Consider the following 25,953-nt stretch of genomic DNA (forward strand, 5'->3'; position numbering starts at 1 on the left):
ATGATGAAGCATATTTTTGAAAGAGGGACATCTGATAACGTCTTACTGCTGTTACATGGAACCGGAGGAAATGAACATGATCTCCTTTCATTGGGCCGTTTTATAGATCCGGATGCTCATTTGCTGGGTGTCAGGGGATCAGTGCTCGAAAATGGAATGCCGCGCTTTTTCAAACGTCTCAGCGAAGGTGTATTTGATGAAAAGGATCTCGTTGAGCGGACAAAAGAATTGAAAGATTTTATCGACGAGGCGGCACAAATGCATCAGTTTGACCGGAGCCGAGTGATTGCAGTCGGCTACTCAAACGGCGCAAATATCGCAGCGAGCCTGCTTTTTCATTATGCGGATGTTTTAAAGGGGGCTATTCTGCATCATCCTATGGTGCCGATACGGGGGCTTGAGCTTCCCAATATGACAGGGCTTCCTGTTTTCATTGGGGCGGGAAAATATGATCCGCTTTGCACAAAGGAAGAATCGGAAGAGCTTCACCGCTGTTTGCTTGACAGCGGGGCATCTGCTTCAGTTTTTTGGCAGGATGGGGGCCATCAGCTCACACAGCATGAAGCTGAACAGGCTCGCCAATGGTACAAAGATACGTTTCAATAAAAAAACCTTAGTCCGTGTTTATCCGGACTAAGGTTTTTCTTAGATTTACAGCCAAGTTGATACTTTTGATAGAGGCAAGCGGTTGCTTTGGTGTGCAGGTTTCACTGCTTTCCCGATAGAAATAAGCATAACCGGAACATAGCGCTCGCTGATATCAAATTCCTTTTGGAACTGCTCCTTATTAAATCCTCCGATTGCGCAGGTGTCATAACCTTTCGCTTTTGCGGCAATCATAAGCTGCATAGCAGCCAATGAAGCATTTAAGAAAGCGGAATCGCGTGCGAACTGTTCACTTTGGTAAGCACCGTTAATTTGGCCAAGAAGCGTTTGTTTGATTTCATCCGTGATGAAACCTTGGTTTGCCAGTTCAGCGTAAACGTCTTCACCGTTTTCATTCGCTTTTAGATCGCCTAAAATGGCAACGACAGCAGAAGATTCAACAATTTGTTTTTGATTATATGCTACAGGCAGAAGAGCCGCTTTTGATTCATCGCTGTGGAAAACTGTAAAATGCCAGTGCTGCAGATTCCATGCAGAAGGCGCTTTAGTGGCGAGCTCCAAAAGATCAGTCAGTTCCTCTTTAGAGATCGGGGCATTCGTATCATATTCCTTAACAGATGCCCGTGCTTGCAAAATGTCCAGAGTATCAGTCATAATGTTTCCTCCTTCGGGTAAACGTGGTATGATAATAGAAAAGTTAGAAGCTTACTAAATGTAACTTGAAAGATAATTTTAATGGATCAGTGAATACTTGTCAAACAATAGATGAAGGGATGAAGACTAGTGGGAAATACAATGTGCCCTAAAATGGAGTCAGCTTTCTCATTGCTGGGAAAACGATGGAACGGTCTGATCATCCATGTACTAATGGATGGGCCGAAACGATTTAAAGAGATAACGGAAACCATACCGATGATCAGCCAAAAAATGCTGGCAGAGCGCCTTAAAGAGCTAGAGCAAAACGAAATTGTTGAACGCCGGGTTCTTCCCGAGACACCGGTAAAAGTGATCTATACGCTGACTGAAAAAGGAACCGCGCTGCAAGCCGTATTTCAAGAAATGCAAGCGTGGGCCGATCAATTTTGTGAGCCTGGTGTTACAGTGTGCGAAGAAGAGAAATAATGGAAAGAAACAGAGCATCCGCAGAAAGGGTTTGTTTCAGTGAGAAAGTCATGTAAGTGGGTCATACCGTTTACATGACTTTTTATTTTAGGAGCCATGATATGAATCAGCTTATATTTTACACTTATAAAAAGAGATGTTAGGATGATGTCAACATACAAAAATAGGAAAGGATCCTTCCGTGAAAAAGTTACTAACAGCTATCCTGTTGTTAATGGGAATCATCATTTATCTTGTTGTTCAAATCAGCAAACCGGAGCTCTATCTGCCTGAATTTTATATATACGATCAAAACCCTGTCAGCTTTCATTGGAATTACATAGGCATCGAAACTGGGTATAAAAAGGGAGACCCTGATTCTATCCACCAAATCTGGATCACACCGTTATATTTCGTTTTGCTGGCTGTTTTCATTCTGGTTATTTCTGCTTTTTTGAAAAAGAAATAAAAAAAGAGAGGTCTTGAATAAGGATCTCTCTTTTTTTATTTCATTGACTGGCCATTTGCTAAGTGTAAAGCAGATGAAGAAGTTTCACCATCTTATAACTTACCATTCAAAAATTGTGCCTCGCCGAGCCCGAAACTCCAATCAGCATCACCGTTTTCCGTAATGGAAACCATTAGGTCTTCCGGGGAAATACCGCATTCTGCTTCTAGTTTTTCAGCCAGCAAGGCATATAATTTCTCTTTTTGGCTCTTTGTTCTTGTTTTACTTGTAATGCTGATCACGATCAAATCCTTGCTTCTATGAAATCCTAATCCGGTATCGTGAATCACGAGCTCATTCGCGGGATGCTGGTGCACAATTTGATATCGGTCACTCTCCGGCACGCCAAACGCTTCTACCATTGCTTGATGAGCAGTGTCTAATAGCGATTGTAATGCTTTTTGATCACGGCCTTCTATCAGATCGAAACGTAATAATGGCATTTGAATTCCTCCTTTTGTGACACTGATTTTATCAGCATGTTATCACATTATTTTGTTATCTGAAGCCAATTGATAGATAAAAACATAACATATAACCAATAATTGATCAATATATAACTATATTGTTGTCTGACAGCCTATGAAATCATAAATATTACTGGCAGTAATTGATTAGGAGGTTAGTATGAAAATAATAGTTGATCAAAAGATGACAATTATATCACCACGAAGATCCTATTTCGTTGAAATGAAAGCGTTTTCTAATAAACATCCGGAGATATTGTCAAAAACAACATGAAAATGGAGGTTGGCCATGCCGAGTTTTATCACTGCTGCCGGGGTTTTTATTTTGTTATTTCTGACGGCGTGAGCATGAAGGAAACGTTTCAAACATGGACGCTGCTCACAACGGTCCTCTCGGTACAGGACTGGGCTGTGTTTTATTGGCCGGATTATTTTTGTAATAATGCTTTATCAGTAAAAATCCAATTTAACAATAGCCCAATCGTTTTTCTTCCTGGATGAATATCTTATATATAGGCAGACATAAAGGAGGAAATAATCATGTACCCTCAACACTCATATTATCGCGGGAACCCAGGTCCGGCCGGATACCCGGAACGAAACCCTTTTTTGTTTGGCGCTCCTTTAGTCGGCGGTTTATTAGGCGGTTTTCTTGGGAGTGCTCTTTTTAATTATCCGCGTCCCTATGCGTATCCGCCTGTTCCTTACGGTTACGGAGGTGCGCCATACGGCCCCGGGGGATCGTATGGCGGAGGTTATCCCGGTTTCTATTAGCAAAAACGGCCTGCACAGAAGCAGGCCGTTTTTTATCGCATAATTTCTACCTCGGACATATTGTAGTCCTGCTGTTTATGAAACATGACTTCCAGATGGCCGTCTTTATATACGGCTTTCGTTCCTTTCCGCTTGACAAGACAGGGAAGATTTATTTTTTTAGGATGAGTCAAACCCGGGAAATGTTCAATCAGTAATGTATGTGATGTATGTTTAATTTTGAGCTGTTCCAGCTGGCTTTCGCTTACTGAAACCTTTACAAACACATGGTCTGCTGTTTCGAATATATCTATATCAGGTTCGGTGCGCTTTGTTTTTTCTTTAGTCGGGAGAGGATCGCGAAATGGAAATTGAGCCGCGTAATCACTTCCGAACACACTTTCCATTACACTGTTTACATAATGCTCAACCTCTTTTGGATCGGCCTTTTTTAATGCTTCCTTGGAAAATTGATTTTGGAAAGGAAAGTACTTGTTCCACTCAAACATCTTCGTCACACCTTTCTTCACGGACAAAATAGTATATGCCTGCTCGATCTTTCACGTGATATAATATAAGATGCTCTAAAGAAAGGCAGGGACATAATATGCATCATTCAGAAACAAAAAAAGGCGTTCTTTACACAGCCGTTTCCTTTACGATGTGGGGGCTGTTTCCGCTTTATTGGAAGCTTCTTGAACAGCTGCCGGCACTTGATATTTTAGCTCACCGTATCATTTGGTCTTTTGTTTTTATGTGTATCGTGCTTTTTTTCTTGCGTCAATGGAAAACGGGGTGGCATGAGCTGCGGTCTTTAAAAAAGAACGGAGGCATACTATCTTTATTTCTCGCTTCAATTCTCATTTCGGTTAACTGGTTTGTATACATATGGGCTGTCAATCATGGATTTCTGCTAGAAGCAAGTCTTGGCTACTACATCAATCCGCTTGTGTCAGTTCTTCTCGGCATTTTGTTTTTAAAGGAAAAGCTGAATCGCCTTCAATTGGTTGCAGTTTCTATTGCGGCAGCCGGCGTTATTATTTCTGCGTTTCAATACGGCTCCATTCCGTACATCGCGCTGCTGCTTGCATTCAGCTTTGGCTTATACGGATTTACCAAAAAAAGAACAAGTCTTTCAAGCGCTATCGGTTTAACGCTGGAGACATTCATGATTATGCCGATTGCATTGGGGTATTTGCTGCTTAGCGGCCATATTCAGCCTGCGGGTGCAGAAAGCGGCGGGGCATGGGTGCTTCTCTTTTTTGCCGGTGTGTTTACCGCGCTGCCGCTCTTATTGTTTGCTGAAGGGGCGAAGCGGCTGCCGCTGTATCAAGTCGGTATATTACAATATATTGCACCGACCATCACCTTGCTGATCGGGCTGTTCATTTACCATGAGCCATTTTCAAGCTCGAAGGCATTTACCTTTGCCTGTATATGGGCTGCATTAGTCTTGTTTACGTTTTCACAAGTGAAATGGAAACGGGCATCAAAAAGCCATTGAGCCTTTGGCTTTTCAGTTTGAGTATATATTATGTATAATCATTTCATGTATGTAAGACATAAAGGAGCAGGACGATGGACAATGATATAGAAATAGGAAAAGCATACGCCTCGCTATGGAACAGCCGCTCTTTCTCAAACGAAGATGCAGAAGCGGTTACAGAGGCAATTGATCTTGAGCTTTTGGATAAGAGAACACATCCGAGACTTCGTAAACCTATGCTGGAAAAATATTATGCCGCTATACAGCGCATTGTGAATTCACAGCTGGAACCGGCTGTCAAATATCAACTGGTCAAATTACATACAGAACGCGTACAGTATTTAAAAGTAGAAAGAGGGGAGCAATTATGAAAGCAATCATAAAAGAAGATGTGCAAGCATCTTTAGAACGATATGCGGACCGCCCTGTATATATCCATTTAGAAACCACAACCGGTTCTTACTCGGCACATTTAAATGAAAAAAACATGACGGTTGTTGCTTATATACGCAATGCGAAGGTAACCTATCATCAAGCTAAAATCAAAGGGAGCGGGCCTTACCGGGTCGGCTTAAAAACAAAAGAGGGCTGGATTTATGCTGAAGGCCTGACTGAGTACACAGTGGATGAAGAAAACCGCTTATTAATGGCAGGACACTTGCCGGGCGGAAAACTGGCTATTTCACTTCAAATCAGTGAAAAACCGTTCACAGTTTAAAGAAAAGGGTGAAAAAATAATGAAAGAACACGTGCTTGTAATCCTGCCTCACCCTGATGACGAATCATACGGTGTGGCGGGTCTGATTGCTTTAAACAGAAAAAAAGATGTGCCCGTTACATATGCTTGCGCTACGTTAGGCGAAATGGGCAGAAATATGGGAGATCCATTTTTTGCTAATCGGGAAACCTTGCCATTATTAAGAAAACAAGAGCTTATCAACGCCTGCAAAGAAATGGATATTAATGATTTGCGAATGCTCGGACTTCGGGATAAAACGCTTGAGTTTGAAGACGATAAATATTTAGCTGATATCATGGAAGAAATCATAGATGATGTAAAACCAAGCTTAATTGTCACATTTTATCCGGGACATGGCGTGCACCCTGACCATGATGCATGCGGGGAAGCGGTCATCCGGGCATTGTACCGCAAAAAGAAAGAAGACCGTCCGCGCACACTATGCATGGCTATTACACGCAATAGGGAAGAGGTGCTTGGCGAAGCAGACGTCGTACTTGATATCAAAGAAGTGGCAGATATTAAAATGAACGCGTTAAGAGCTCATCGCACCCAGACGGAAGGTATGCTCCGAGAGCTTGAGGAAAAACTGAAAAACAATGAACCTGTTATGGCAACATGGTTTGAAGAAGAAGTGTATTGGACATATCAATGGAATGATTAAAAAAAGGTATAAGGCCCTTGAGGGGACCTTATACCTTTTTTAATTTCAAGTCAGATGCAATCGCTGATGCAAGAGTAGATCTCAGTGAGATGTCCTCAAAAGACAAACCGAGCTGAACCGCGGTTTGCGCAATTTCCGGGCGGATCCCCGACAATGTGGATGAAACGCCGATCAAACGCAGCGCCTCAATCAGACTGAACAGCTGGTGGGCAACCATGGTATCAATTACCGCTACTCCGGACAAGTCAATGTAAAGCTGCGTCACCTTTTTTTTCGCACATTGATTCAATGTATTTTCCATGATCAATTTAGCGCGGACGGTATCAATATCACCGATTAACGGAAGCAGTCCCACACTGTGGAACAGCACGATTACCGGGGCGCTCAATTCAGTGATCATATCCTTTTGGGCTTGAAGCTGAAGGCTTGTGTTTTTGTACATTTCTTCTATAAAAATATGAATCACAAGATCAAACGCCTTAATAAGGGTGTGATACAAATCCTCGGCTTCTTCGCTTTTCACGGTATCCTGATTGATATGAACAAAGTCCTTCACATAGGAAATATACAAGTCTCTCACTCTGACAAACTCACGGATAATATAGTGGATAGGCGTTTTTAAATGCTCTTGATCCTGGGTGACTTCAAATGCCCAGGCTTTTAGAATGGGCAAGTATACCTCTTCTTCATCTATAAAGATACGGCTGATCTTATAATTGAAAGCAAGATTCTGGCTCTTTAAATTTTTAATGACGGCCGGGTCTGTTGATGCATAGATTGAATTCGGATCAGTTTCCTCGATTGTTTCATACCATGTAGAACTTATTTCTTCTGCATGCTGAGACAGATACTCATATAATTTCTGATTTTGTGCCATGTCATATCACCTCTTTTAAAATTCCTGCTTCAATAAATAACGCTTCTGCAGTTTAACCAGCCTGAAAAACAGCCCGACTGCTCCTGCCGCTAGTCCTGCAATTAACCCGATCCAATAACCGAACGCGCCAAGTCCTGTAAACGTGCCGACCGCATAACCGACAGGAAGGCCGATAACCCAATAAGAAATAAAAGCGGCTGCAAGTGTATAATTGACATCTTTATATCCTCTGAGGGCGCCCTGAATAGGTGCTGCCACAGCATCGGAAAGCTGAAAAAACAGCGCGTAAATTAAAAAGTGCTGCGTTAGCCGGAGGACATCCTGATCAGAGGTGTACATACCTGCGATTTGCTCTCTGAATAAAAGGATACAGGCAGCTGTTAACAAAGAAAAGCCTACTGCCATCATGATGCCGATAAAGCTGTAAGAGCGAGCGTCTTTAAAACGAGCTGCTCCGGCCTCAAACCCGACAACTATCGTTAAAGCCATGGACACGCTGAGCGGCAGCATATATAAAAGTGACGCAAAGTTCATGGCGGCCTGATGGGACGCGATGGTTACTGTATTGAAATGGCTCATCAGCAAAGTGACAGCCGCGAAGATGCTCGTTTCAAAAAACACGGCAAACCCGATGGGCAGTCCGATTTTCAGCATATTTTTGCACGCTTCCCAAGAGAACTTATACATGGTAAGGAAAATGCCATATTCAGAAAACGGCGCTGCTTTATGAATGATGATAAAACTGATGATACAGATGCACCAATACGTAAGCGCTGATGCAATTCCGGCGCCGACTCCGCCAAGGGCAGGCATGCCGAATTTTCCGAAAATAAATACGTAGTTTAACACAAAATTAATCGGCAGTGAACATAGTGTAATCATCATGGTCACTCGTGTTTTTCCTAATGAGTCAATGAACGATCTCAAAACGGTGTAAACAAATAAAGGAAAAATCCCCAAAGATAAAAACCCTAAAAAGTGCTTAGCAATGTCATATACGTGAGCCTCAAGGTTCAATCGGGACAGAACAGGATCAACTATTCCATATCCAACCGCTAAAACGGCGATGCTTAGAAGCGCGGCCACATATACAGCCTGTAAGACAGTAAAGGGAATTTGTTTGGTTTTATCAGCACCTAATAGCTGTGCGACAATCGGGGTGACAGCCATTAATATACCTGCCAGTCCAGTATAGACAGGCGTCCAAAGACTTGATCCAATGGCCACACCGGCTAAATCGGCGGCGCTGACTTTCCCTGACATCACCGTATCTAAAAAGGTCATGAGAGAAAGCCCCGCCTGAGTGATTAAAATCGGAATTAAAATGTGCAAAAGCTGTTTTATCTTTTGTCCGGCGTTTTTGGTTTCTTTCATACATTGATCCCCGTTTCTTTATCATAACGAGAGAAATTATAACATTTTATGTATAAAAAGCAATGAACGCCTGGCCTATTCTTTTTTTGTCGGTTTCGTTTTTCTAAACATTTGGGCATAAATAAAAGAAAGCGAAATAACGCCTAAAAAGGTGCAGATATATTGAATGATTCTTTCCATTTCCATTCTTTACATACCTCCTTTACCAATAGAATGTACATCAATAAGATAAGCATGCGTGCAAAGTTGAAAATATGAAAAGGAGATGAAGGCCCATGCATTACGAACAGATGACAGAAAGTGTATTCACGGCAAAGATACAATCGCATTTAGAACAGATATTAGGGGATGCTTCTCTTATTTTGAAAACGTTACACGAAAAAGATCAATGCCTCCTTTGTGAATTGGATGACTTGGGACGTATTTTTGAGAATATGCACGGCATTGCCTCATCCTTTTATTTGCAATCATACATTGAACAATTTACACCGTCATTTGTGGAACTGGCCAAGGCGATTAAAAATTTATCGGAAAATAAGCATGGCGCGTTAATTGTCATTGAAAGGGCAGACCCGGTTGACGAATTTATTCAAAAAGGAACATCGCTGCATGCAGAAATCAGTGCTTCATTAATTGAAAGCATCTTTTTCCCGGGAAACCCTCTTCATGACGGCGCTTTATTAGTGAGGGATCATACACTCGTCTCAGCCGGAAACGTTCTCCCGCTGACGACACAAGAAGTGGATATTCATCTGGGAACCAGGCACCGGGCGGCTTTGGGGATGTCTGGATATACAGATGCGCTTGTGCTGGTTGTTTCTGAGGAAACAGGCAAGATGTCGTTTGCGAAGGACGGTGTGTTATATCCGCTCATCTCACCGAGAACATAAAAATAAACAAAAGGACCCGAACAGCTTTCGTCTCATGAGACAAAATGACTGGAATAGAACTCTTTTTTAAAAGCATTCATGCCATACTGAATGCTTTTTTTCTTGAAAATAGAAAGTCGGGAAATGTAACCTAGTATAAAAGTTATATTAGATTAATATTAATAAAGTTAAATACTTTACCTGATTTTGTATTTATAGTACTGTATAAAATATTACATAAATTTTAATGGAAGGGTGTGCCGCATGACTAATGTATTAATGATCGGTTTTCCGGGAGAGGGCCATATTAATCCGTCTATCGGTGTAATGAAGGAGCTGAAATCACGAGGAGAAAACATTACTTACTATGCAGTAAAGGAATATGAAGAAAAAATCACTGCGCTTGATATTGAATTTCGTGAATATAACGATTTTAGAGAAGAATATTTCGGAAAAAACGCAACTGGTAATGAGGAAAGAGATTTTGCCGAAATGATATGCGCCTTTTTGAAAGGGTGTAAGGACATCGCCACCCATATTTATAATGAAGTGAAAAACGAATCATACGATTATGTCATATATGATCACCATTTCCTGGCCGGTAAAATCATTGCCAATCTGCTGAAGCTGCCTAGATTTTCATTATGTACGACCTTTGCGATGAATGAGGATTTTTTAAAGGGAATGATGGACACCTTCAATAGCAGACCATTTGAAGACTCACCTTATTACGAATCCTATCAGCAGCTCGCAGAAACCTTAAATGCCGAGTTTCAAGCGGGAATTACCAAGCCTTTTGACGTTTTTTCGTCCGATGGAGATTTGACGATTGTCTTTACGTCAAGAGAATTTCAGCCAATGGCTGAGCAATTCGGAGAAAATTATGTGTTTGTTGGTCCTTCAATTGCAAAAAGAGCCAAAAGCAATGACTTTCCATTCGATGAGATTGACAATGAAAACGTGCTGTTTATTTCTATGGGAACCATTTTTAATAATCAAAAAGAGTTTTTCAACCAATGTCTCGAGGTGTGCAAAGACTTTGACGGAAAAGTTGTGCTGTCCATTGGGAAACATGTTAAACAAAGTGAGTTAAACGATATTCCTCACAATTTTATTGTGCGCCCGTATGTGCCGCAGCTTGAAATCCTGAAAAGAGCCAGTTTGTTTGTCACCCACGGCGGAATGAACAGCACAAGCGAAGGGTTATATTTTGAAACACCGCTCATTGTCATTCCGATGGGAGCTGATCAATTCGCTGTCGGAAAACAGGTGGAACAAGTAGGTGCGGGGAAAGTGCTGAAAAAAGAACAGCTGTCTGAAAACCTTCTGAAAGAAACCATTCAAGAAGTGATCAGCAATCCTGTTTATGCTAAGAATGCAAAAGCAATTGGCCAGTCACTGAAAGCAGCAGGCGGTGCTGAAAAAGCTGCCGGCAGCATTCTTGAATATGTTAAACACAATACTCAATCAGCTAACGCATAGTGTATACAGCCTGTTCATTTGAAATGGACAGGCTTTTAACTGTTTCGGAAAGCTGGGCAGAGTTGCAGTCAGAAGAAGGGATTTGACACTTTGATAGAGAATTGAAAGAAAAACAGACAGGAAAGGAGGAAAATCTGCTTCTTTCATCAGCATAAACCAATCATTTTACCCCCGCTTAAATAGTTCCTTAGACTTTCGATAAACCTATACAAATTATGTAAAGTATTAGGTGTTTATCTAGAGTTTTAAGGTCGAACGAAGCTGAATTTGCTGCCGGATCTATAAAAATTTGTTTATAACGCTAAAAAAGTGACGATAAAACGTATGTGTGCCATTTTTGGAAACAGAATACTAATTATTTCTGTTTGTCTCATAAAAAGTTTAGGAGGTTAAATGAATGAAAAAGAAGATCGTAGCCGGCTTGGCTGTTTCCGCAGTTGTTGGGTCATCGATGGTAGCAGCACCCGCGGACGCAAAAACGATAAAGGTGAAAAGCGGTGACTCTCTTTGGAAACTTTCGCGCCAGTATCATACGAGTATTTCAGCACTGAAATCCGAAAACAAATTGAAATCGTCAATGCTTTATGTCGGCCAAAGCCTTAAAGTTCCTGAAAGCAGCAAAAAAAGCAAAACATCCTCATCAAACTCAAGCAAAACGTCAACATACACCGTAGCATATGGTGATTCCTTATGGATGATTGCCAAAAATCATAAAATGAGTGTTTCAGAGCTTAAAAGCTTAAACAGCCTGAGCAGTGATTTGATTCGTCCCGGCCAAAAACTGAAAATTAAAGGGACAAGCAGTTCAAATGGTTCGAATGGGCAGAAAAAAAAGCAACGGTTCAAATTCTGCAGGCTCATCAAAAGGTACATATACTGTAAAGCTTGGTGATTCTCTGTGGAAAATCGCAAACAGTCTAAATATGACGGTGGCCGAATTGAAAACCTTAAACGGCTTAACATCAGATACGCTTTACCCTAAGCAAGTATTAAAAATAAAAAAAAGCAGCTCATCCAATAGCGGTAGCGGCGGTTCCAAAAAGCCGTCAAACTCAAATTCTTCAAAAACAACTACATACAAAGTGAAATCGGGTGATTCGTTATGGAAGATTGCGAATCAGCTGGGCGTTACTGTGCAAAGTATCCGTGATAAGAACAATTTGTCTAGTGATGTTCTGCGAATCGGGCAGGTTCTCACGATTTCAGGAACGACTAAATCAAATAATTCCAATAAGACAGTCCCGAAAGACAAACCAGGATCAAACGTTCAAATTGGAACAAAGATTGACAGAATGATAACGGAGGCAAAAAAATATGTCGGTGTTCCGTATCGCTGGGGCGGAAATACGCCTTCCGGTTTCGATTGCAGCGGCTATATTTATTACCTCATTAATAAAGTATCATCTATTTCAAGGCTGAGCACGGCAGGGTACTGGAACGTAATGCAAAAAGTCAGCCAGCCGTCAGTCGGTGACTTTGTTTTCTTTACGACGTATAAATCCGGACCGTCTCACATGGGGATTTACTTGGGCGGCGGCAATTTTATTCATGCAAGCTCGGACGGTGTGGGCATTTCCAATCTCAGCAATTCGTATTGGAAACAGCGCTACCTGGGCGCACGAAGCTATTTTTAAACTATAGCATCGACATTAGACAGACGGGGCGTTTGGGCAGGACGTCCTGCTGCCCTAATGTAAAAGCCTTTTAAAAGGCTTTTTTTAGTTTATATCGGAATATGATTGACCAGACTGTTAGAAAAAACAAGGGGGAGACAGCATGAATCGTTTCTTGCTCCTTATCGTGCTGGCGGCACTGGGTCTTGCGGGATGCAGTCAGGAAACACCTCCCGATCATCCGCGGCGGGTACCGGAAAAAAAGGTAATAGAAACCTCAGCGTTTCGCCATCAGATTCAGCTGGTCAATAGAGAAGGCAAAAAAGTCGGGTTTATTGAAATAAAAGAGTCAGAAGACGAAGGGCTCGATTTTCACATCTCAGCACACAGCCTGACACCTGGGGCTTCACTCGGTTTTCATATTTATGAAAAAGGATCATGTGTCAGGCCGGATTTTGAATCCGCGGGCGGACCCTTTAATCCGCTGAACAAAGAACACGGCTTCAATAATCCGATGGGACATCATGCCGGAGATCTTCCGAATCTTGAGGTCGGCGCAGACGGGAAAGTAGATGTTATTATGAATGCGCCTGAAACCTCTTTACAAAAAGGAAGCAAATTGAATATTCTCGACCAGGATGGCAGCGCGTTTATTATTCATGAACAGGCTGACGACTATTTGACGAATCCGAGCGGAAATTCAGGAGCGCGAATTGTCTGCGGAGCGCTTTCTGGCAATAACGAGAAACAGTAATATAGCGGGAGCCCTTTTGTATTGAGCATACAGGGGCTTTTTTAGTATACTCGTTAATGGAATACGAATAGGAAAGGAAACCTGTCTATGACATCTCAATTGCAGCACTTAACATTGCCGGAAGATATACAAAATAAGCTTTTATCATATAAAAGCCAGCCGATTTCTCCAGAATTTCAATCGCTCATCGGGACATCAGGCTATGAGGCGGAGGATGAAGCCATTTTATTCGATGCCATTATCGCATTAGCGATGGGGAAAAATATCCTGTTAAAAGGACCTACAGGCTCAGGTAAAACTAGGCTGGCAGAAACATTGTCCAGCTATTTTCATAAACCAATGCACAGTGTCAACTGCTCAGTTGATTTGGATGCTGAAGCGCTGGTCGGCTATAAAACCATTGAAAATCAATCTGGCCAGGCGACGATCGAGTTTATCTCGGGACCTGTGACAACGGCCATGAATGAAGGCCACTTTCTTTATATAGATGAAATTAATATGGCAAAACCGGAAACCCTGCCAATCTTAAACGGTGTATTGGACTACAGAAAAATGATGACAAATCCGTTTACAGGAGAAGTCGTTCGGGCAAAAGAAGGGTTTGGAGTCATTGCTGCCATCAATGAAGGCTACGTCGGAACCGTTCCGCTGAATGAAGCGCTTAAAAACCGTTTTGTCATCATTGATGTGCCTTATATTAAAGGCGAGCTGCTGAAACAAGTACTCATGTCTCAGTCTGCCCTTCATGATGAGAAATTGATTGACCGGTTTATCACGCTGTCTTCTGATCTGATCGTTCAGGCTAATAACGGGCAGGTGTCTGAAGAAGCGGCATCCATCAGAGCTTTAATTGATACGTGTGATTTAGCCGCTTATATTCCGCCGCTACGCGCCATTGAACGCGGAATTGTAGAGAAGCTTGACGATGACCGTGAAAAGGCGGCGGTCCGAAATATCGCAGAAACTCTGTTTGAATGAGGGATGTGCGATGAAATTTATCAAATTTAATGACAGCACAATTGACTCGTTTTTATTTATGATGCTGACCGATTTGGCCAAAACGCTCACCAAAAGTGAGGCAGTGGAAGTGGAGTATGGCGTTCAGTCCTACTACAACCCATTTGAAAAAAAAATCTACATGAGCCATTTTTGGAAGGACAGAGCAGCTGAAGATATGGAAGCAGGTCTCAAAAGCGATGTCTACCTTCGATCAGTCGGAACAAAATACAGCTCGCTGCAAGAGTTTGCGAGCCTTTTGGATTATATCCAGCACAATCTTACGTACAAAAGCTTTGCCAAACAGCTGTTTATGCTGCTTGAGGACATCAGAATTGAAGAATGTATCAAACACGAGCGTCCTGGTACAAAGTATGTATTTGCAAAACGAAAAGACATGTACAGAAAACATTTCTCCACGCAGCTGACTTTAAATTTAGAACGAAGCATTTTTACGGATGCGCTCTTTTGCGCCATGTATGTCAAGCTGACGGCGGAATCGCCTCTGGAAGCCATCCCGTCTATGCGTGATGATATTGATCTGATGCGTCCGTTTATCGAACAGCAGCTCTTGCGTGTGTATGAAGCTGATTCTACACATCACGTTCTGAAAATTGTCGAAGATATCATGGACGGACTTGAAGAGGTGCTTGATAAAGACATGCTGAATACCTACTTCTTTTTGCCTGAGTTAGATTATGCAAAAGCTGCCGAGCAGCCGTTATTTGAAGAAGAGAAAAAAGCGCCGAAGCTGAGTGATGACATAACGCTTCCGAAAAAGTCAGACGGCGATGAAGATATTCACGATGAAGAAATGCCGACTTGGCACCGTGAAACAGAAGCGCCGTCTAAAAGCTTCCTTCAATTTGATATTGAACACGGCGCAAAATCCGATTTAGGAAAAGATGCTTCTCGTGAAGGGGACGATGGAGACCAGGCCCTCGGCTCTGTTCAAGGTTCAGCCAGACAGACAAAACGAAAAGACTATTCCAAACTGGAAGCGCTGGAGTCCAAAAAAGACCAGCCGAACGGTGCGGGTCTTGCCGACGGAAAGGAAAATAAATTCGCGTTTGCGATTTATAAAGAACCGCAGCCTGCAACACAAGATGAAGAGCTTTCTTATAAACAGCAGGCAAAATCGATCGAATCGTATCAGAAGCGTTTGAAACAGATGATTCAAAAAACGCTTGAACACAAAAAAAACGCTGCCAAGGACTGACCTTCACGCGGGCCGTCTGAACAACAAGCTTCTCCGTTATTTTACGGAGCGGAATCCGCGTCTTTTTTACAAAAAACAAGAGCCTTCTTCAGAAATTGACGCTGTTTTCACATTGCTGGTCGACTGTTCAGCCAGCATGTTCGACAAAATGGATGAAACGAAGCGGGGAATCGTATTGTTTCACGAAGCCCTGAAGTCGGTAGCAGTCCCGCATCAAATTGTCGGTTTCTGGGAGGATACAAACGATGCGACCGAAACGAGTCAGCCGAACTATTTTAATACGGTAATTCCATTTCAGTCATCCTTAAGACAGGCGGCGGGACCGGCGATTATGCAGCTTGAACCTGAGGAAGACAACCGTGACGGCTATGCGATCAGGCAAATGACGAAAAAAATGCTGCAGCGGAGCGAGGCGCAAAAATTCTTAATCGTGTTCTCTGACGGAGAGCCGGCCGCATTTGGTTATGAGCAAAATGGAATTGTCGATACAAGTGAAGCGGTTATCGAAGCTCGAAAAAGAGGAATAGAAGTCATAAATGTTTTTCTCTCCAACTCGGAAATTGAAGAATCACAAATGAAAACGATACAGGATATGTACGGGAAGTTCAGTATATTTGTCCCGGATGTCGATCAGCTTCCGGATGTACTGTATCCGCTTCTTAAAAAACTGCTCCATAAAAGCATAGGATAACCCTTTATTCTATGCTTTTTGGCGTTTCTTTTTTTAAATGATTAAATTTTTTGTTTTTTATAAAGGTTTTTTACTATTTTGTGAACAATCAAGGTAGAATCAAATTGCAAACAGTGGTAAAATATCGTTGGAAGCGTTTTTATTACATAATTTTGGACACAGCGTTCGAAAGTTATTTTAAGATAGTGAATAAATCACTTGATTATCTAGGTTGGGGGTAATATTCAAATGTTTCAAAATAATATGAAACAACGAATGAATTGGGAAGATTTTTACGGTCCGAACCTCGGCTATGCGCTGGAGCTTTACGATCAGTACACCCAGGATCCGAACAGCATTGATCCGGATCTGAAGGAAATGTTCGACGAACTCGGAGCTCCTCCAAGCGATATAAAAGAGGCATCGGGAACAAAAGAAAAGGGACGTGTTACAGCCGATCTGATACAAAAGATCGCATCAGCAATCAGACTTGCAGAAGATATACGAACCTATGGCCATTTGAACGCTTCCGTCAATCCGCTCAGAAAGGATGGGAAAAAGAGCGAGCTCTTTCCATTATCCGATTACGGGCTAACAGAAGAGGAAATAAAAGAAATACCTGCGTCGGTCATTTGTAAAGACGCTCCTACAAACATTACGAACGGTTTAGAAGCCATTCAATATTTGCGAAATACGTATAAAAGAACCATCTCATTTGAATTTGATCATGTACACGATTTTAAAGAGCGCGAGTGGCTGACTCAAAAGATTGAATCCGGTGAATTGTTCCAAAAGAACTCAGCCGAAAAGCTGTCAGCTGTGCTGGAGAGACTGATGGAAGTAGAGGGATTCGAGCAATTTTTACACCGGACCTTCGTCGGGCAGAAGCGTTTTTCAATTGAGGGTCTGGACGCTCTCGTTCCAGTGCTTGATGACATTATTGCACAATCTGTCAAATCAGGTACAACGAGCGTCAACATCGGTATGGCGCACAGGGGCCGCCTGAATGTGCTGGCACATGTGCTGGGCAAACCGTATGAAATCATATTCTCAGAATTCCAGCACGCGCCGAACAAAGATCTTGTCCCGTCTGAAGGATCAATCGGCATCAGCTACGGATGGACGGGGGATGTCAAATATCATCTGGGAGCGAACCGTGAGCTTCATGACGCTGAAACGAAGTCAGCGCGCATTACGCTGGCGAATAACCCGAGCCACTTGGAATTTATCAATCCGATTGTTGAAGGCAGCACAAGAGCGGCTCAGGAAACAAGAACACAAAGCGGATATCCGGTTCAGGATGAAACAAAATCACTTGCGATTTTAATTCATGGAGATGCTGCGTTCCCGGGGGAAGGAATTGTAGCTGAAACATTGAATTTAAGCTCTTTAAAAGGGTATCAAGTCGGCGGTGCGATTCATATTATCGCCAATAACATGATCGGATTCACAACAGAAAGCGCTGAATCAAGATCAACAAACTATGCCAGTGACCTGGCGAAGGGCTATGAAATTCCGATTGTTCACGTAAATGCGGACGATCCTGAAGCCTGTCTTTCAGCTGTTAAGTTTGCGGTAGAATACCGAAAAACATTCAACAAGGACTTTCTGATTGACTTGATCGGGTACAGACGCTACGGACACAACGAAATGGATGAGCCGTCAACTACTCAGCCGATGCTGTATGACGCTGTAAGAAAGCATCCGACTGTCAAACATATTTTCGCGGAAAAGCTCGTTAAAGAAGGGGTGCTTACCGAGGAAGTTGTTCAAAACATTGAAAAGTCGGTAACGAAACGCATAGAAGACGCTTATCAAAAAGTGCCGGCTAAAAAGGAACATATCGCCAGTGAAATAGAACTTCCGGAACCTGTTTCAAACGGCTTTCCGGATGTAGATACATCTATTGATTTTGATGTGCTCCGCAAGCTGAATGGCGAACTGGTCAATTGGCCGGAGTCGTTTAATGTATTCGGTAAGCTAAAACGCATTTTGGAAAGACGGGCCAAGGCGTTTGATGATGACAGAAAAGTGGAATGGTCATTGGCTGAATCTCTCGCGTTTGCTTCCATTCTGAAAGACGGAACACCGATTCGATTAACAGGACAGGATTCTGAGCGCGGAACGTTTGCTCAAAGAAACCTTGTGCTTCACGACAGTGAGACAGGCAAGGAATTTGTGCCGCTGCACCATTTGTCAGATTGTGACACATCATTTGCGGTTCATAACAGCCCGCTGTCTGAAGGATCTGTACTCGGTTTTGAATACGGCTATAATGTGTATTCACCTGAAACACTTGTCCTTTGGGAAGCGCAGTATGGGGATTTTGCCAATGCTGCTCAAGTGTACTTTGACCAATTTATTTCTGCCGGACGAGCAAAATGGGGCCAAAAATCTGGATTAGTGATGCTGCTGCCGCACGGTTATGAGGGACAGGGCCCTGAGCATTCAAGCGGTAGAATCGAGCGGTTCCTGCAGCTAGCTGCTGAGAATAACTGGACGGTTGCCAACCTGACAAGCGCCGCTCAATATTTTCATATATTAAGAAGACAGGCTAAAATGCTGCTGCGTGAGGAAATTCGTCCGCTCGTCATCATGACGCCGAAGAGCCTTCTGCGCAATCCGAATACCGTTTCTGAAGTGCAGGAGCTCAGTGAAAGCCGCTTCCAGCCTGTTTACGAACAGTCAGGACTTTCTCATGAGTATGAAAAAGTAACGCGGCTCGTATTATCCAGCGGTAAAGTATCTATAGACATCAGCGATCATTTCAACAAGTTAGAAGACGGGAAAGAGTGGCTTCACATTGCGAGAATTGAACAGCTGTATCCATTCCCTGCAAAAGGAGTCAAAGAATTATTTGCAAAGCTTCCGAACCTAAAAGAAATCGTTTGGGTTCAGGAAGAGCCGCAGAACATGGGGGCTTGGAGCTACATCAGCCCTTATTTGACAGAACTTGCACCAGAAGGAGTAAGCGTTCAATATATTGGACGAAGAAGACGATCCAGTCCTGCAGAGGGAGATCCGACAGTTCATAAAAAAGAACAGGAACGTATTGTATCTGATAGCTTGACTCGCAAAAACTAAGGGGGAAATGAAAAAATGGCGGAAATTAAGGTACCTGAATTAGCAGAATCAATCTCAGAAGGAACAATAGCCCAATGGTTAAAGCAGCCCGGTGATTATGTAGAACAGGGTGAATATCTGCTTGAACTTGAAACGGATAAAGTAAATGTTGAATTGACAGCAGAAGAATCGGGTGTTCTTCAAGAGGTATTGAAAGATTCGGGTGATACCGTCCAAGTTGGAGAAATTATCGGTACCATTACAGAAGGCGCGGGTGAAAGTTCTGCCCCTGCTCCTTCAGAGAAGGCTGAAAGCAAAGAAAGTGAAAAAGAAGAAAAGCAAGCTGAACCAGCGGCGCAAGAAGTGAGCCAGGAAGCGCAAACTGAAGCAAAATCAAGAACAATCGCATCTCCTTCTGCACGTAAGCTGGCGAGAGAGAAAGGGATTGACCTGTCTCAGGTTCCGACTGGCGACCCGCTTGGAAGAGTGCGCAAACAGGATGTTGAGGCGTATGAAAAACCGGCTGCGAAACCAGCTCCTCAGCAAAAACAGCAGCCGCAGGCTCAAAAAACACAGCAAAGCTTTGAAAAGCCTGTTGAAGTGCAAAAAATGTCACGCCGCAGACAGACAATCGCAAAACGTCTAGTCGAAGTACAGCAAACATCTGCGATGCTGACTACATTTAATGAAGTTGACATGACGGCTGTTATGAATCTTAGAAAACGCCGCAAAGACCAATTCTTTGAGCAAAATGAAGTGAAGCTCGGCTTTATGTCTTTCTTTACAAAAGCTGTTGTAGCGGCTTTGAAAAAATATCCGCTCTTGAATGCAGAAATTCAAGGCGATGAGCTGATTGTTAAAAAATTCTATGATATCGGAATCGCTGTCGCAGCTGAGGAAGGACTTGTCGTTCCAGTTGTACGTGATGCAGACCGCCTGACATTTGCAGGCATTGAAAAAGAAATCGGCGAGCTTGCGAAAAAAGCGAGAAGCAATAAATTGACCCTTGGTGAGCTGCAAGGAGGCTCATTTACAATTACAAACGGAGGGACTTTCGGTTCACTCATGTCGACACCGATTTTAAACAGCCCTCAAGTTGGTATCCTGGGTATGCATAAGATTCAGCTGCGCCCTGTCGCAATTGATGAAGAACGTTTCGAAAACCGTCCGATGATGTACATTGCATTATCTTATGATCACCGGATCGTAGATGGTAAAGAAGCAGTTGGATTCCTTGTCACAATTAAAAACTTACTAGAAGATCCTGAACAGCTTTTGTTAGAGGGATAAAACAAAAAAGGTACATCACGGATAAACGTGATGTACCTTTTTATATACAATAGAATGTTAAAGAGTCAGTTCTGTGCTGTTTGAATCTTCTTTTGGATTCTTACCTTTTTTAGACCAATATGTAGCGAGCAGGGAGCCCGAAAGGTTGTGCCATACACTGAAAATCGCGCTCGGAACGGCAGATAGCGGTGAAAAATGTGCCGTGGCAAGTGCTGCGCCAAGCCCTGAGTTTTGCATGCCGACTTCAATTGCAATTGCTTTTTGAGACGCATAATCCATTTTTAACAGCTTTGCACATAGAAATCCCAGTAAATATCCAAACCCGTTGTGCAGGATAACTACTGAAAAAATAAGCAAGCCTGATTGAAGCAGGTTTTCCCGGTTGCCGCTTACAACAGCTGACACAATGGCAACGATACCGATGACTGAAACAAGCGGCAGGGCATGAACGGCTTTTGCGACCTGTTTTTTGAAAAATATTTTGACGACTAGGCCTGCAATGATTGGAATCAATACAGCCTGCAAAATCGAAATAAATAACGAGCCAGGTGAGACAGGCAGCCATTCCTTGGCAAACAGCATAATCAAAACCGGCGTCAAAACCGGTGCCAACAAGGTGGAAATCGTTGTGACAGCAACAGACAGGGCGGTATTGCCTTTTGCTAAAAATGTCATGACATTAGAGGCAGTTCCACCCGGACAGCAGCCAACGAGAATGACGCCTACCGCGATTTCCGAGGGGAGATGCAGGCCATATGCTAAGCCGAAAGCAACAAGCGGCATAATCGTATATTGGGCAATCACTCCGATAATGACGTACAAAGGTTTTCTGATCAGCTCTTTAAAATCATCGGTTTGCAGTGTTAGCCCCATTCCAAACATAATAATGCCAAGCAAAATCGTAATATAAGAACTGATCCAAGAAAATAATGACGGGAAAGCAAATCCGAGCATGGCAAAAACAATGACCCAGATTCCGAAGGTTTGTCCCGCGAAATGACTTATCTTTCTGATGTTTTCCATAAAAACACTCCTCATACACTGATCAAGAACTCCAGCAGAAATCCTTACAGATTTTTTGGTATTCCCCTATTATAATTAATTTTCTGAATAATTCAATATTGATAGATTGACTGTGATCTGATATATTCATGGAGATAGATGATAAATATATTATGTAAACTAATCAAAATATTCTTGACTATATAGGTAGATATTCTTACAATGAACCTTTAAACTGTTTTGGAAAATAGGAGTGATAGGGTGAAGGAAGCTAATCAATGGTCTTCGAAGCTGGGCTTTATTTTAGCTGCGGCTGGATCGGCTATCGGTCTCGGTGCAATATGGAAATTCCCATATGTAGCAGGCACCAGCGGAGGAGGCGCGTTTTTATTTATTTTTATTTTATTTACAATTTTAATCGGACTGCCATTATTGCTTGGTGAATTCATCATAGGCAGAAAAACACAGCAAGATGCCGTCCAATCCTATAAATCTCTTGCTCCAGAGTCTAAGTGGCATTGGATAGGCTATTTGGGCATGGCGACGTGCTTTATTCTGTTATCATTTTACAGCGTCGTCGGCGGATGGATTTTAAATTACATTTTTAAAGGCTTTACCGGCGGTTTATCGCATACGTCAGGATTTGATACGCTGTTTGCGAATACTATTTCAAATCCTTATTTGGCTGTAGGAGGCCAGCTGCTGTTTATGCTGGTCACAATTTTGGTTGTCGCAAAAGGTGTAAGCAGCGGAATTGAAAAAGCAAGCCAAATTTTAATGCCGGCGCTTTTTATATTATTTATCATTTTAATGGTGCGTTCAGTTACACTTCATGGAGCGATAGAAGGTATTAAGTTTTTCCTGACACCTGATATCTCTGCGATTGACGCCAATACGATATTATATGCGATGGGCCAGTCCTTCTTCTTATTAAGTGTCGGTGTATCTGTAATGGTAACGTATAGTGCTTATCTAGAGAAACAAGAAAATCTGGTGCAGTCTGCTGTATCTGTTACGGTTTTGAATGTCCTTGTCGCCATTATGGCGGGCATCGCGATCTTTCCAGCTGTTTTTTCATTCGGTCTCAAACCGGATCAAGGGCCTGTTCTGTTATTTAATGTGCTGCCGACTGTGTTTAATCAAATGCCGTTCGGAATTGTCTTTTTATTAGCATTTTTAATTCTATTTTTATTTGCGGCACTGACCTCTGCGTTTTCAATGCTTGAAATTTTGGTCGCTGTGCTTTCTAAAGGCGATGTGAGTAAAAGAAAACGATTTGCCTGGATCGGCGGGATTGCTATCTTTCTGGTCGGCGTACCGTCTGCGTTATCATACGGGGTTTTAAGTGATGTTACCATTTTTCACATGTCTATTTTTGACGCAGCTGATTTTCTGGTCAGCAATATTTTAATGCCGTTAGGAGCGTTATTGATTTCTTTCTTTGTACCGTTAAAAATACCGAAAGAGGATTTGTTTAACGAGCTGAAAAGCGGCTCAAACCTCAAGCGAAAGTGGTTTGCGGTTTGGCTTCTGCTGATACGTTATCTTTCACCTGTTGCAATCATTATTGTATTTTTACATGTATTAGGTGTTTTTTAAAAAATGAAGCCCCCTGGAAAAGGGGGCTTTTTTAATAGAGTTTCCATACAACTTCTTTTGCCTGTTCAAAACGTTTTTCGGCTTCACGCCAATCGACTACGTTCCACCAATGATCAACATAGCTCCCGCGGTCATTTTTATATTGCAAATAGTAAGCATGTTCCCATACATCAAGCGGCAAAAGAGGGATAACATCCCACTGGCTGAAGTGCTGGTGCTTCTCTGCGGCTAAAATCTCAAGCCGTCCGGAACGAGGGGACCAGACAAGAATGGCCCACCCGACACCCTCCACTTTTTTTGCAGCTTGGGTAAAATGCTCCTTAAAGGCTGAATAGCTTCCAAATGAAAGATCGATCATTTGAAACAATGCTCCAGTAGGACGTCTTTTTCCGTTTGGATGCATAGAAAACCAAAAAAAACTGTGCAAATAATGGCCAGCTCCATGAAATGCCAGCTCTCTTTCCCAATGAGTGATCAAGTCATAGTTCTTTGAAGCTCTGGCATTCTTAAGCTCCAATTCTGCTTTATTCAGTCCGTCAACATAGCTTTGATGATGCTTTGTATGATGAAGCACCATAATATCACGTGAAATATAAGGTTCTAAAGCGGAGTACTTGTACGGAAGCTTTGGGAGAACATGTTTTCCTATAGGAACGAAGGCGCGTCTTTCACCTGTTTCTTCTGATTGTGTAATATCACGATAGAGTGTGGCGGCCTGCTGATACCACTCTTCTTCTGTCGTCTGGTCATCCTCCAGCGCTTCAATCATCTTTTCGATTTGATCCTCAAATTGATCAAGCTGTCCTCGTTTTTGAATCTGATCTTTTAAGGCTTCACACCAATTGAACATCTCGGTTTGATAAGATTCACGTTTCATTTGCTGTCTCCTTTTCAATAGAATTCAAATACTTGCTGACAGCCAGCAAAGGGAACACATAAGGATAACTATGGTACCGAATATAAAATTGCTTTGGCAGCCCGATTCCCACTGGATAAGTCAAGCTTCTACCGTCATGAGAACTGCTGTCCATGAGGTAGTTCATTCCTTTTACAATTGCTGGATGACTGGGTTTTTCATATTGCAATAAAGCATCTAAAGCCCAGGCAGTTTGTATAATGGTTCCTTCTTTAAGCGGCACATAGGTTTTGACCTCAGCGCTTTTGCAGGATTCACCCCAGCTGCCGTCATCATTTTGTACGGTTTTGAGCCACCGGATTGCCTTTTGTATCGAAGGATGTGTTCGAACAACTCCGCAGGCGTGCATACCGGTCAAGGCAGCCCATGTGCCATAAATGTAGCAAACACCCCATCGTCCGTACCAAGATCCATTACGTTCCTGGTTTTCAAAAAGCCAGTTCACAGCACGCTGAATGTGGTGATGTTTTACTGAAAAGTCGGCTTTTTCACCTAAAAAGTGCAGCACACGCCCGGTGAGGTCGGCGGTTGAGGGATCAACAGCCGCATCCTCGGCGGATTCAAGCGGGAGGTGGCGGATAAGAGGGTGGTTCACATTTTTTTCAAAGGCGGAAAACCCTCCATCATTGTTCTGCATCGATAAAAGCCAAGCCACACCTCGCTCCCAAGAAGAAGGAGAGAAGTTGCGGGGAATTGCTTTTAAGACGGCTGCGGTGTCGTCACAATCAGGGTTATTCGTGTTGATATTTGAAAATCCCCAGCCGCCTGGAGATACATTTGGATTTTTGACAGACCAATCTGCTATCTTGGTATGCTGCCGCTTTTGTAAAAAAGAAGCGGCTTTTGTAATTGTACCGTCTGTTTCGGCTACGCCGTTTTGCTGAAGCGCATAGGTGATTAATGCAGTATCCCAAACAGTGGATGTGGAATTTTCTAAATAAGGAATGCCGCCGCATTTAGTCACCAATGCTTTGATGCCATTTATTGCCCTTCGGATGACCGGTGAATGGCGTGACACACCAAGTGACAGAAGGCTGTATACCATAAATATTGTGGCGCTTGCATAACTGTACAGTGTGCCGTCTTCTTCAATCCGGTCAAGCATATACGTTTTAGCTGTGTGTAAGCCCAGCTCCTGAAGAGCAAAGGGTGCACGAAAAATGCGCTTCCAATGAGTCAGAACAGAAGAGAGGTCTCTCTCCTCGAAAGCATCGGAACGGAGCCAAGTCAAAGGATTTTTTGTCATGTGCGGGTCGAGGTGGCGGAGAGATTGAATTTTGCGGTTTTTTAGTGTGAATCGTTGATTGAGTGTTACGGCCATCGGGGCAAAGTGTATACGGGCATATGTGCTGAACTGATAAAAATGAACCGGGAATGTTGGGGGAATTGCTAAAAGCGACAATGGCAAATATAAAGCGGGCCAAGGGTAAAGGCCATTTGCTGCAAGCATCCATTTTGTCATAAAATGAATATTTCTCAAGCCGCCATGTGATGCAATGAATTGTTCAGCTTTTTTCATGTGCGGATCAGTTCGATGGTAGCATCCTGAAGCCAGCATTCCGACATATCCTTGGACGGTAGCTGTTATATTGCCGTCTGTCTCGTCAGGAAAATTGTTAAACGTTCCGTCTGGCTGCTGATTTTCGCGAATGCCGGCTGCAAGCGCCGAAATGAGTTCTTTTTCATTTTCACCTTCATCAAGTGAGGTGAGGAGCAGAATAAAAAAAGAATTCGTCATGATTGGCCCTTCAAAGCAAAATGTCCAAGAACCGTCATCATTTTGCCTATCTTTCAGCTCTGAAATGGTGTTTTGCTGATAGCGCCTCACCTTCTCCTGAAGTGTGCTCATCCCGCTCAACTCCTTCAGAAGATATATATTCACCTGCTTTTGCCGCCATTACTGAA

General features: G+C 42.7%; 23 protein-coding genes and 3 pseudogenes. 18 read left to right on the top strand and 8 right to left on the bottom strand.

From position 1 onward, the window contains the following. The first annotated feature begins 3 nt into the window (after positions 1–3). Positions 4–606 carry an alpha/beta hydrolase gene (locus H7F27_RS10400; protein ID WP_185848906.1) on the top strand — a complete coding sequence of 201 codons (603 nt, stop codon included), beginning with the start codon at positions 4–6 and terminating at the stop codon, positions 604–606. Positions 607–651: 45 nt separating this feature from the next. On the opposite strand, the gene H7F27_RS10405 is transcribed toward H7F27_RS10400, so the two are convergent. Further along, positions 652–1,260: a nitroreductase family protein gene (locus tag H7F27_RS10405; protein ID WP_024121749.1), complete on the bottom strand. Its 609-nt coding sequence runs from the start codon at positions 1,258–1,260 to the stop codon at positions 652–654. 129 nt (positions 1,261–1,389) lie between these two features. Here H7F27_RS10405 and yodB point away from each other — a divergent pair, with 129 nt between their 5' ends. Together yodB and H7F27_RS10415 are read left to right on the top strand one after the other, a co-directional pair. Further along, on the top strand, positions 1,390–1,728 hold the full coding sequence (yodB, locus tag H7F27_RS10410) for a transcriptional regulator YodB (RefSeq protein ID WP_024121748.1): 339 nt from the start codon (positions 1,390–1,392) through the stop codon (positions 1,726–1,728). A gap of 181 nt (positions 1,729–1,909) precedes the next feature. Beyond that, on the top strand, positions 1,910–2,176 hold the full coding sequence (locus H7F27_RS10415; RefSeq protein ID WP_024121747.1) for a hypothetical protein: 267 nt from the start codon (positions 1,910–1,912) through the stop codon (positions 2,174–2,176). Positions 2,177–2,268: 92 nt separating this feature from the next. Here the strand turns inward: H7F27_RS10415 and H7F27_RS10420 are convergent, their stop codons facing one another. Then, positions 2,269–2,658, bottom strand: coding sequence for a tautomerase family protein (locus tag H7F27_RS10420; RefSeq protein WP_024121746.1), 390 nt, complete (start codon positions 2,656–2,658; stop codon positions 2,269–2,271). Positions 2,659–3,021: 363 nt separating this feature from the next. Here H7F27_RS10420 and H7F27_RS10425 point away from each other — a divergent pair. Both H7F27_RS10425 and H7F27_RS10430 read left to right on the top strand, forming a co-directional pair. Then, positions 3,022–3,122 (top strand): annotated as a pseudogene (locus H7F27_RS10425) (transporter); the annotation flags it as partial. Between the two features lie 100 nt (positions 3,123–3,222). Continuing rightward, entirely contained in the window at positions 3,223–3,456 is a 234-nt protein-coding gene (locus H7F27_RS10430) for a hypothetical protein (RefSeq protein ID WP_101860550.1), read from the top strand. Between the two features lie 32 nt (positions 3,457–3,488). Here H7F27_RS10430 and H7F27_RS10435 read toward each other — a convergent pair whose 3' ends face one another. Beyond that, complete coding sequence (locus H7F27_RS10435; RefSeq protein ID WP_101860551.1) at positions 3,489–3,944, bottom strand: Hsp20/alpha crystallin family protein; 456 nt, start codon at positions 3,942–3,944, stop codon at positions 3,489–3,491. Between the two features lie 98 nt (positions 3,945–4,042). Here H7F27_RS10435 and rarD point away from each other — a divergent pair, with 98 nt between their 5' ends. From rarD to bshB2, 4 genes are all read left to right on the top strand, one after another. After that, positions 4,043–4,939: an EamA family transporter RarD gene (gene rarD, locus H7F27_RS10440; protein WP_024121741.1), complete on the top strand. Its 897-nt coding sequence runs from the start codon at positions 4,043–4,045 to the stop codon at positions 4,937–4,939. Between the two features lie 74 nt (positions 4,940–5,013). Then, positions 5,014–5,292, top strand: a complete 279-nt coding sequence (locus H7F27_RS10445) for a hypothetical protein (RefSeq protein WP_095713112.1) — start codon at positions 5,014–5,016, stop codon at positions 5,290–5,292. Then, complete coding sequence (locus H7F27_RS10450; protein ID WP_185848907.1) at positions 5,289–5,639, top strand: YojF family protein; 351 nt, start codon at positions 5,289–5,291, stop codon at positions 5,637–5,639. Before H7F27_RS10445 ends, H7F27_RS10450 begins: the two co-directional genes overlap by 4 nt. A 19-nt stretch (positions 5,640–5,658) precedes the next feature. Continuing rightward, positions 5,659–6,324: a bacillithiol biosynthesis deacetylase BshB2 gene (gene bshB2 / locus H7F27_RS10455; protein ID WP_185848908.1), complete on the top strand. Its 666-nt coding sequence runs from the start codon at positions 5,659–5,661 to the stop codon at positions 6,322–6,324. 28 nt (positions 6,325–6,352) lie between these two features. On the opposite strand, the gene H7F27_RS10460 is transcribed toward bshB2, so the two are convergent. Continuing rightward, complete coding sequence (locus tag H7F27_RS10460; protein WP_095713111.1) at positions 6,353–7,201, bottom strand: RsbT co-antagonist RsbRC; 849 nt, start codon at positions 7,199–7,201, stop codon at positions 6,353–6,355. Between the two features lie 15 nt (positions 7,202–7,216). Continuing rightward, a complete protein-coding gene (locus tag H7F27_RS10465) occupies positions 7,217–8,575 on the bottom strand; it encodes an MATE family efflux transporter (protein WP_044155533.1) in 1,359 nt (452 codons plus the stop codon). Positions 8,576–8,850: 275 nt separating this feature from the next. Between H7F27_RS10465 and cdaS the strand changes: the two genes are divergently transcribed. The 8 genes and pseudogenes from cdaS to odhB all read left to right on the top strand — a co-directional run bounded on the left by cdaS (position 8,851) and on the right by odhB (position 20,531). Continuing rightward, the gene (gene cdaS / locus H7F27_RS10470; RefSeq protein ID WP_103671810.1) at positions 8,851–9,465 is read left to right on the top strand and encodes a sporulation-specific diadenylate cyclase CdaS; all 615 of its coding nucleotides are present in this window, start codon (positions 8,851–8,853) and stop codon (positions 9,463–9,465) included. A gap of 243 nt (positions 9,466–9,708) precedes the next feature. Next, positions 9,709–10,926: a macrolide family glycosyltransferase gene (locus H7F27_RS10475; protein WP_185848909.1), complete on the top strand. Its 1,218-nt coding sequence runs from the start codon at positions 9,709–9,711 to the stop codon at positions 10,924–10,926. A 397-nt stretch (positions 10,927–11,323) separates the two neighbouring features. Continuing rightward, positions 11,324–12,560 (top strand): annotated as a pseudogene (locus tag H7F27_RS10480) (LysM peptidoglycan-binding domain-containing protein). Between the two features lie 142 nt (positions 12,561–12,702). Further along, a complete protein-coding gene (locus tag H7F27_RS10485) occupies positions 12,703–13,293 on the top strand; it encodes a superoxide dismutase family protein (RefSeq protein WP_024121733.1) in 591 nt (196 codons plus the stop codon). 87 nt (positions 13,294–13,380) lie between these two features. Continuing rightward, entirely contained in the window at positions 13,381–14,271 is an 891-nt protein-coding gene (locus H7F27_RS10490; protein ID WP_185848910.1) for an AAA family ATPase, read from the top strand. A gap of 10 nt (positions 14,272–14,281) precedes the next feature. Then, positions 14,282–16,199, top strand: a pseudogene (locus tag H7F27_RS10495) (vWA domain-containing protein). 228 nt (positions 16,200–16,427) lie between these two features. Then, the gene (sucA, locus tag H7F27_RS10500) at positions 16,428–19,262 is read left to right on the top strand and encodes a 2-oxoglutarate dehydrogenase E1 component (protein ID WP_059293273.1); all 2,835 of its coding nucleotides are present in this window, start codon (positions 16,428–16,430) and stop codon (positions 19,260–19,262) included. A 15-nt stretch (positions 19,263–19,277) separates the two neighbouring features. Then, the gene (odhB, locus tag H7F27_RS10505; protein ID WP_059293272.1) at positions 19,278–20,531 is read left to right on the top strand and encodes a 2-oxoglutarate dehydrogenase complex dihydrolipoyllysine-residue succinyltransferase; all 1,254 of its coding nucleotides are present in this window, start codon (positions 19,278–19,280) and stop codon (positions 20,529–20,531) included. A gap of 57 nt (positions 20,532–20,588) precedes the next feature. Here the strand turns inward: odhB and H7F27_RS10510 are convergent, their stop codons facing one another. Further along, positions 20,589–21,554: a bile acid:sodium symporter family transporter gene (locus tag H7F27_RS10510; protein ID WP_185848911.1), complete on the bottom strand. Its 966-nt coding sequence runs from the start codon at positions 21,552–21,554 to the stop codon at positions 20,589–20,591. Between the two features lie 240 nt (positions 21,555–21,794). Between H7F27_RS10510 and H7F27_RS10515 the strand changes: the two genes are divergently transcribed. Then, positions 21,795–23,132 (top strand): sodium-dependent transporter, encoded by a 1,338-nt coding sequence (locus H7F27_RS10515; protein WP_185848912.1) that lies wholly within the window; start codon positions 21,795–21,797, stop codon positions 23,130–23,132. 31 nt (positions 23,133–23,163) lie between these two features. On the opposite strand, the gene H7F27_RS10520 is transcribed toward H7F27_RS10515, so the two are convergent. Then, on the bottom strand, positions 23,164–24,009 hold the full coding sequence (locus tag H7F27_RS10520) for a superoxide dismutase (protein WP_185848913.1): 846 nt from the start codon (positions 24,007–24,009) through the stop codon (positions 23,164–23,166). Then, positions 23,999–25,897 carry a terpene cyclase/mutase family protein gene (locus H7F27_RS10525; protein ID WP_185848914.1) on the bottom strand — a complete coding sequence of 633 codons (1,899 nt, stop codon included), beginning with the start codon at positions 25,895–25,897 and terminating at the stop codon, positions 23,999–24,001. The genes H7F27_RS10520 and H7F27_RS10525 overlap by 11 nt, the downstream gene beginning before the upstream one ends. Positions 25,898–25,953: the final 56 nt, after the last annotated feature.

Origin of the sequence: Bacillus sp. PAMC26543 (assembly GCF_014250375.1) — a bacterium.
In the GTDB taxonomy this organism is placed as follows: Bacteria; Bacillota; Bacilli; order Bacillales; family Bacillaceae; genus Bacillus; species Bacillus halotolerans.

Coding starts and splice junctions, on each gene's coding strand:
- H7F27_RS10400 (WP_185848906.1), top strand. CDS start 4: ATGAAGCATATTTTTGAAAGAGGGACATCTGATAACGTCTTACTGCTG.
- H7F27_RS10405 (WP_024121749.1), bottom strand. CDS start 1,260: ATGACTGATACTCTGGACATTTTGCAAGCACGGGCATCTGTTAAGGAA.
- H7F27_RS10420 (WP_024121746.1), bottom strand. CDS start 2,658: ATGCCATTATTACGTTTCGATCTGATAGAAGGCCGTGATCAAAAAGCA.
- H7F27_RS10430 (WP_101860550.1), top strand. CDS start 3,223: ATGTACCCTCAACACTCATATTATCGCGGGAACCCAGGTCCGGCCGGA.
- H7F27_RS10435 (WP_101860551.1), bottom strand. CDS start 3,944: ATGTTTGAGTGGAACAAGTACTTTCCTTTCCAAAATCAATTTTCCAAG.
- rarD (WP_024121741.1), top strand. CDS start 4,043: ATGCATCATTCAGAAACAAAAAAAGGCGTTCTTTACACAGCCGTTTCC.
- H7F27_RS10445 (WP_095713112.1), top strand. CDS start 5,014: ATGGACAATGATATAGAAATAGGAAAAGCATACGCCTCGCTATGGAAC.
- H7F27_RS10450 (WP_185848907.1), top strand. CDS start 5,289: ATGAAAGCAATCATAAAAGAAGATGTGCAAGCATCTTTAGAACGATAT.
- bshB2 (WP_185848908.1), top strand. CDS start 5,659: ATGAAAGAACACGTGCTTGTAATCCTGCCTCACCCTGATGACGAATCA.
- H7F27_RS10460 (WP_095713111.1), bottom strand. CDS start 7,201: ATGGCACAAAATCAGAAATTATATGAGTATCTGTCTCAGCATGCAGAA.
- H7F27_RS10465 (WP_044155533.1), bottom strand. CDS start 8,575: ATGAAAGAAACCAAAAACGCCGGACAAAAGATAAAACAGCTTTTGCAC.
- cdaS (WP_103671810.1), top strand. CDS start 8,851: ATGCATTACGAACAGATGACAGAAAGTGTATTCACGGCAAAGATACAA.
- H7F27_RS10475 (WP_185848909.1), top strand. CDS start 9,709: ATGACTAATGTATTAATGATCGGTTTTCCGGGAGAGGGCCATATTAAT.
- H7F27_RS10485 (WP_024121733.1), top strand. CDS start 12,703: ATGAATCGTTTCTTGCTCCTTATCGTGCTGGCGGCACTGGGTCTTGCG.
- H7F27_RS10490 (WP_185848910.1), top strand. CDS start 13,381: ATGACATCTCAATTGCAGCACTTAACATTGCCGGAAGATATACAAAAT.
- sucA (WP_059293273.1), top strand. CDS start 16,428: ATGTTTCAAAATAATATGAAACAACGAATGAATTGGGAAGATTTTTAC.
- odhB (WP_059293272.1), top strand. CDS start 19,278: ATGGCGGAAATTAAGGTACCTGAATTAGCAGAATCAATCTCAGAAGGA.
- H7F27_RS10510 (WP_185848911.1), bottom strand. CDS start 21,554: ATGGAAAACATCAGAAAGATAAGTCATTTCGCGGGACAAACCTTCGGA.
- H7F27_RS10520 (WP_185848913.1), bottom strand. CDS start 24,009: ATGAAACGTGAATCTTATCAAACCGAGATGTTCAATTGGTGTGAAGCC.
- H7F27_RS10525 (WP_185848914.1), bottom strand. CDS start 25,897: ATGAGCACACTTCAGGAGAAGGTGAGGCGCTATCAGCAAAACACCATT.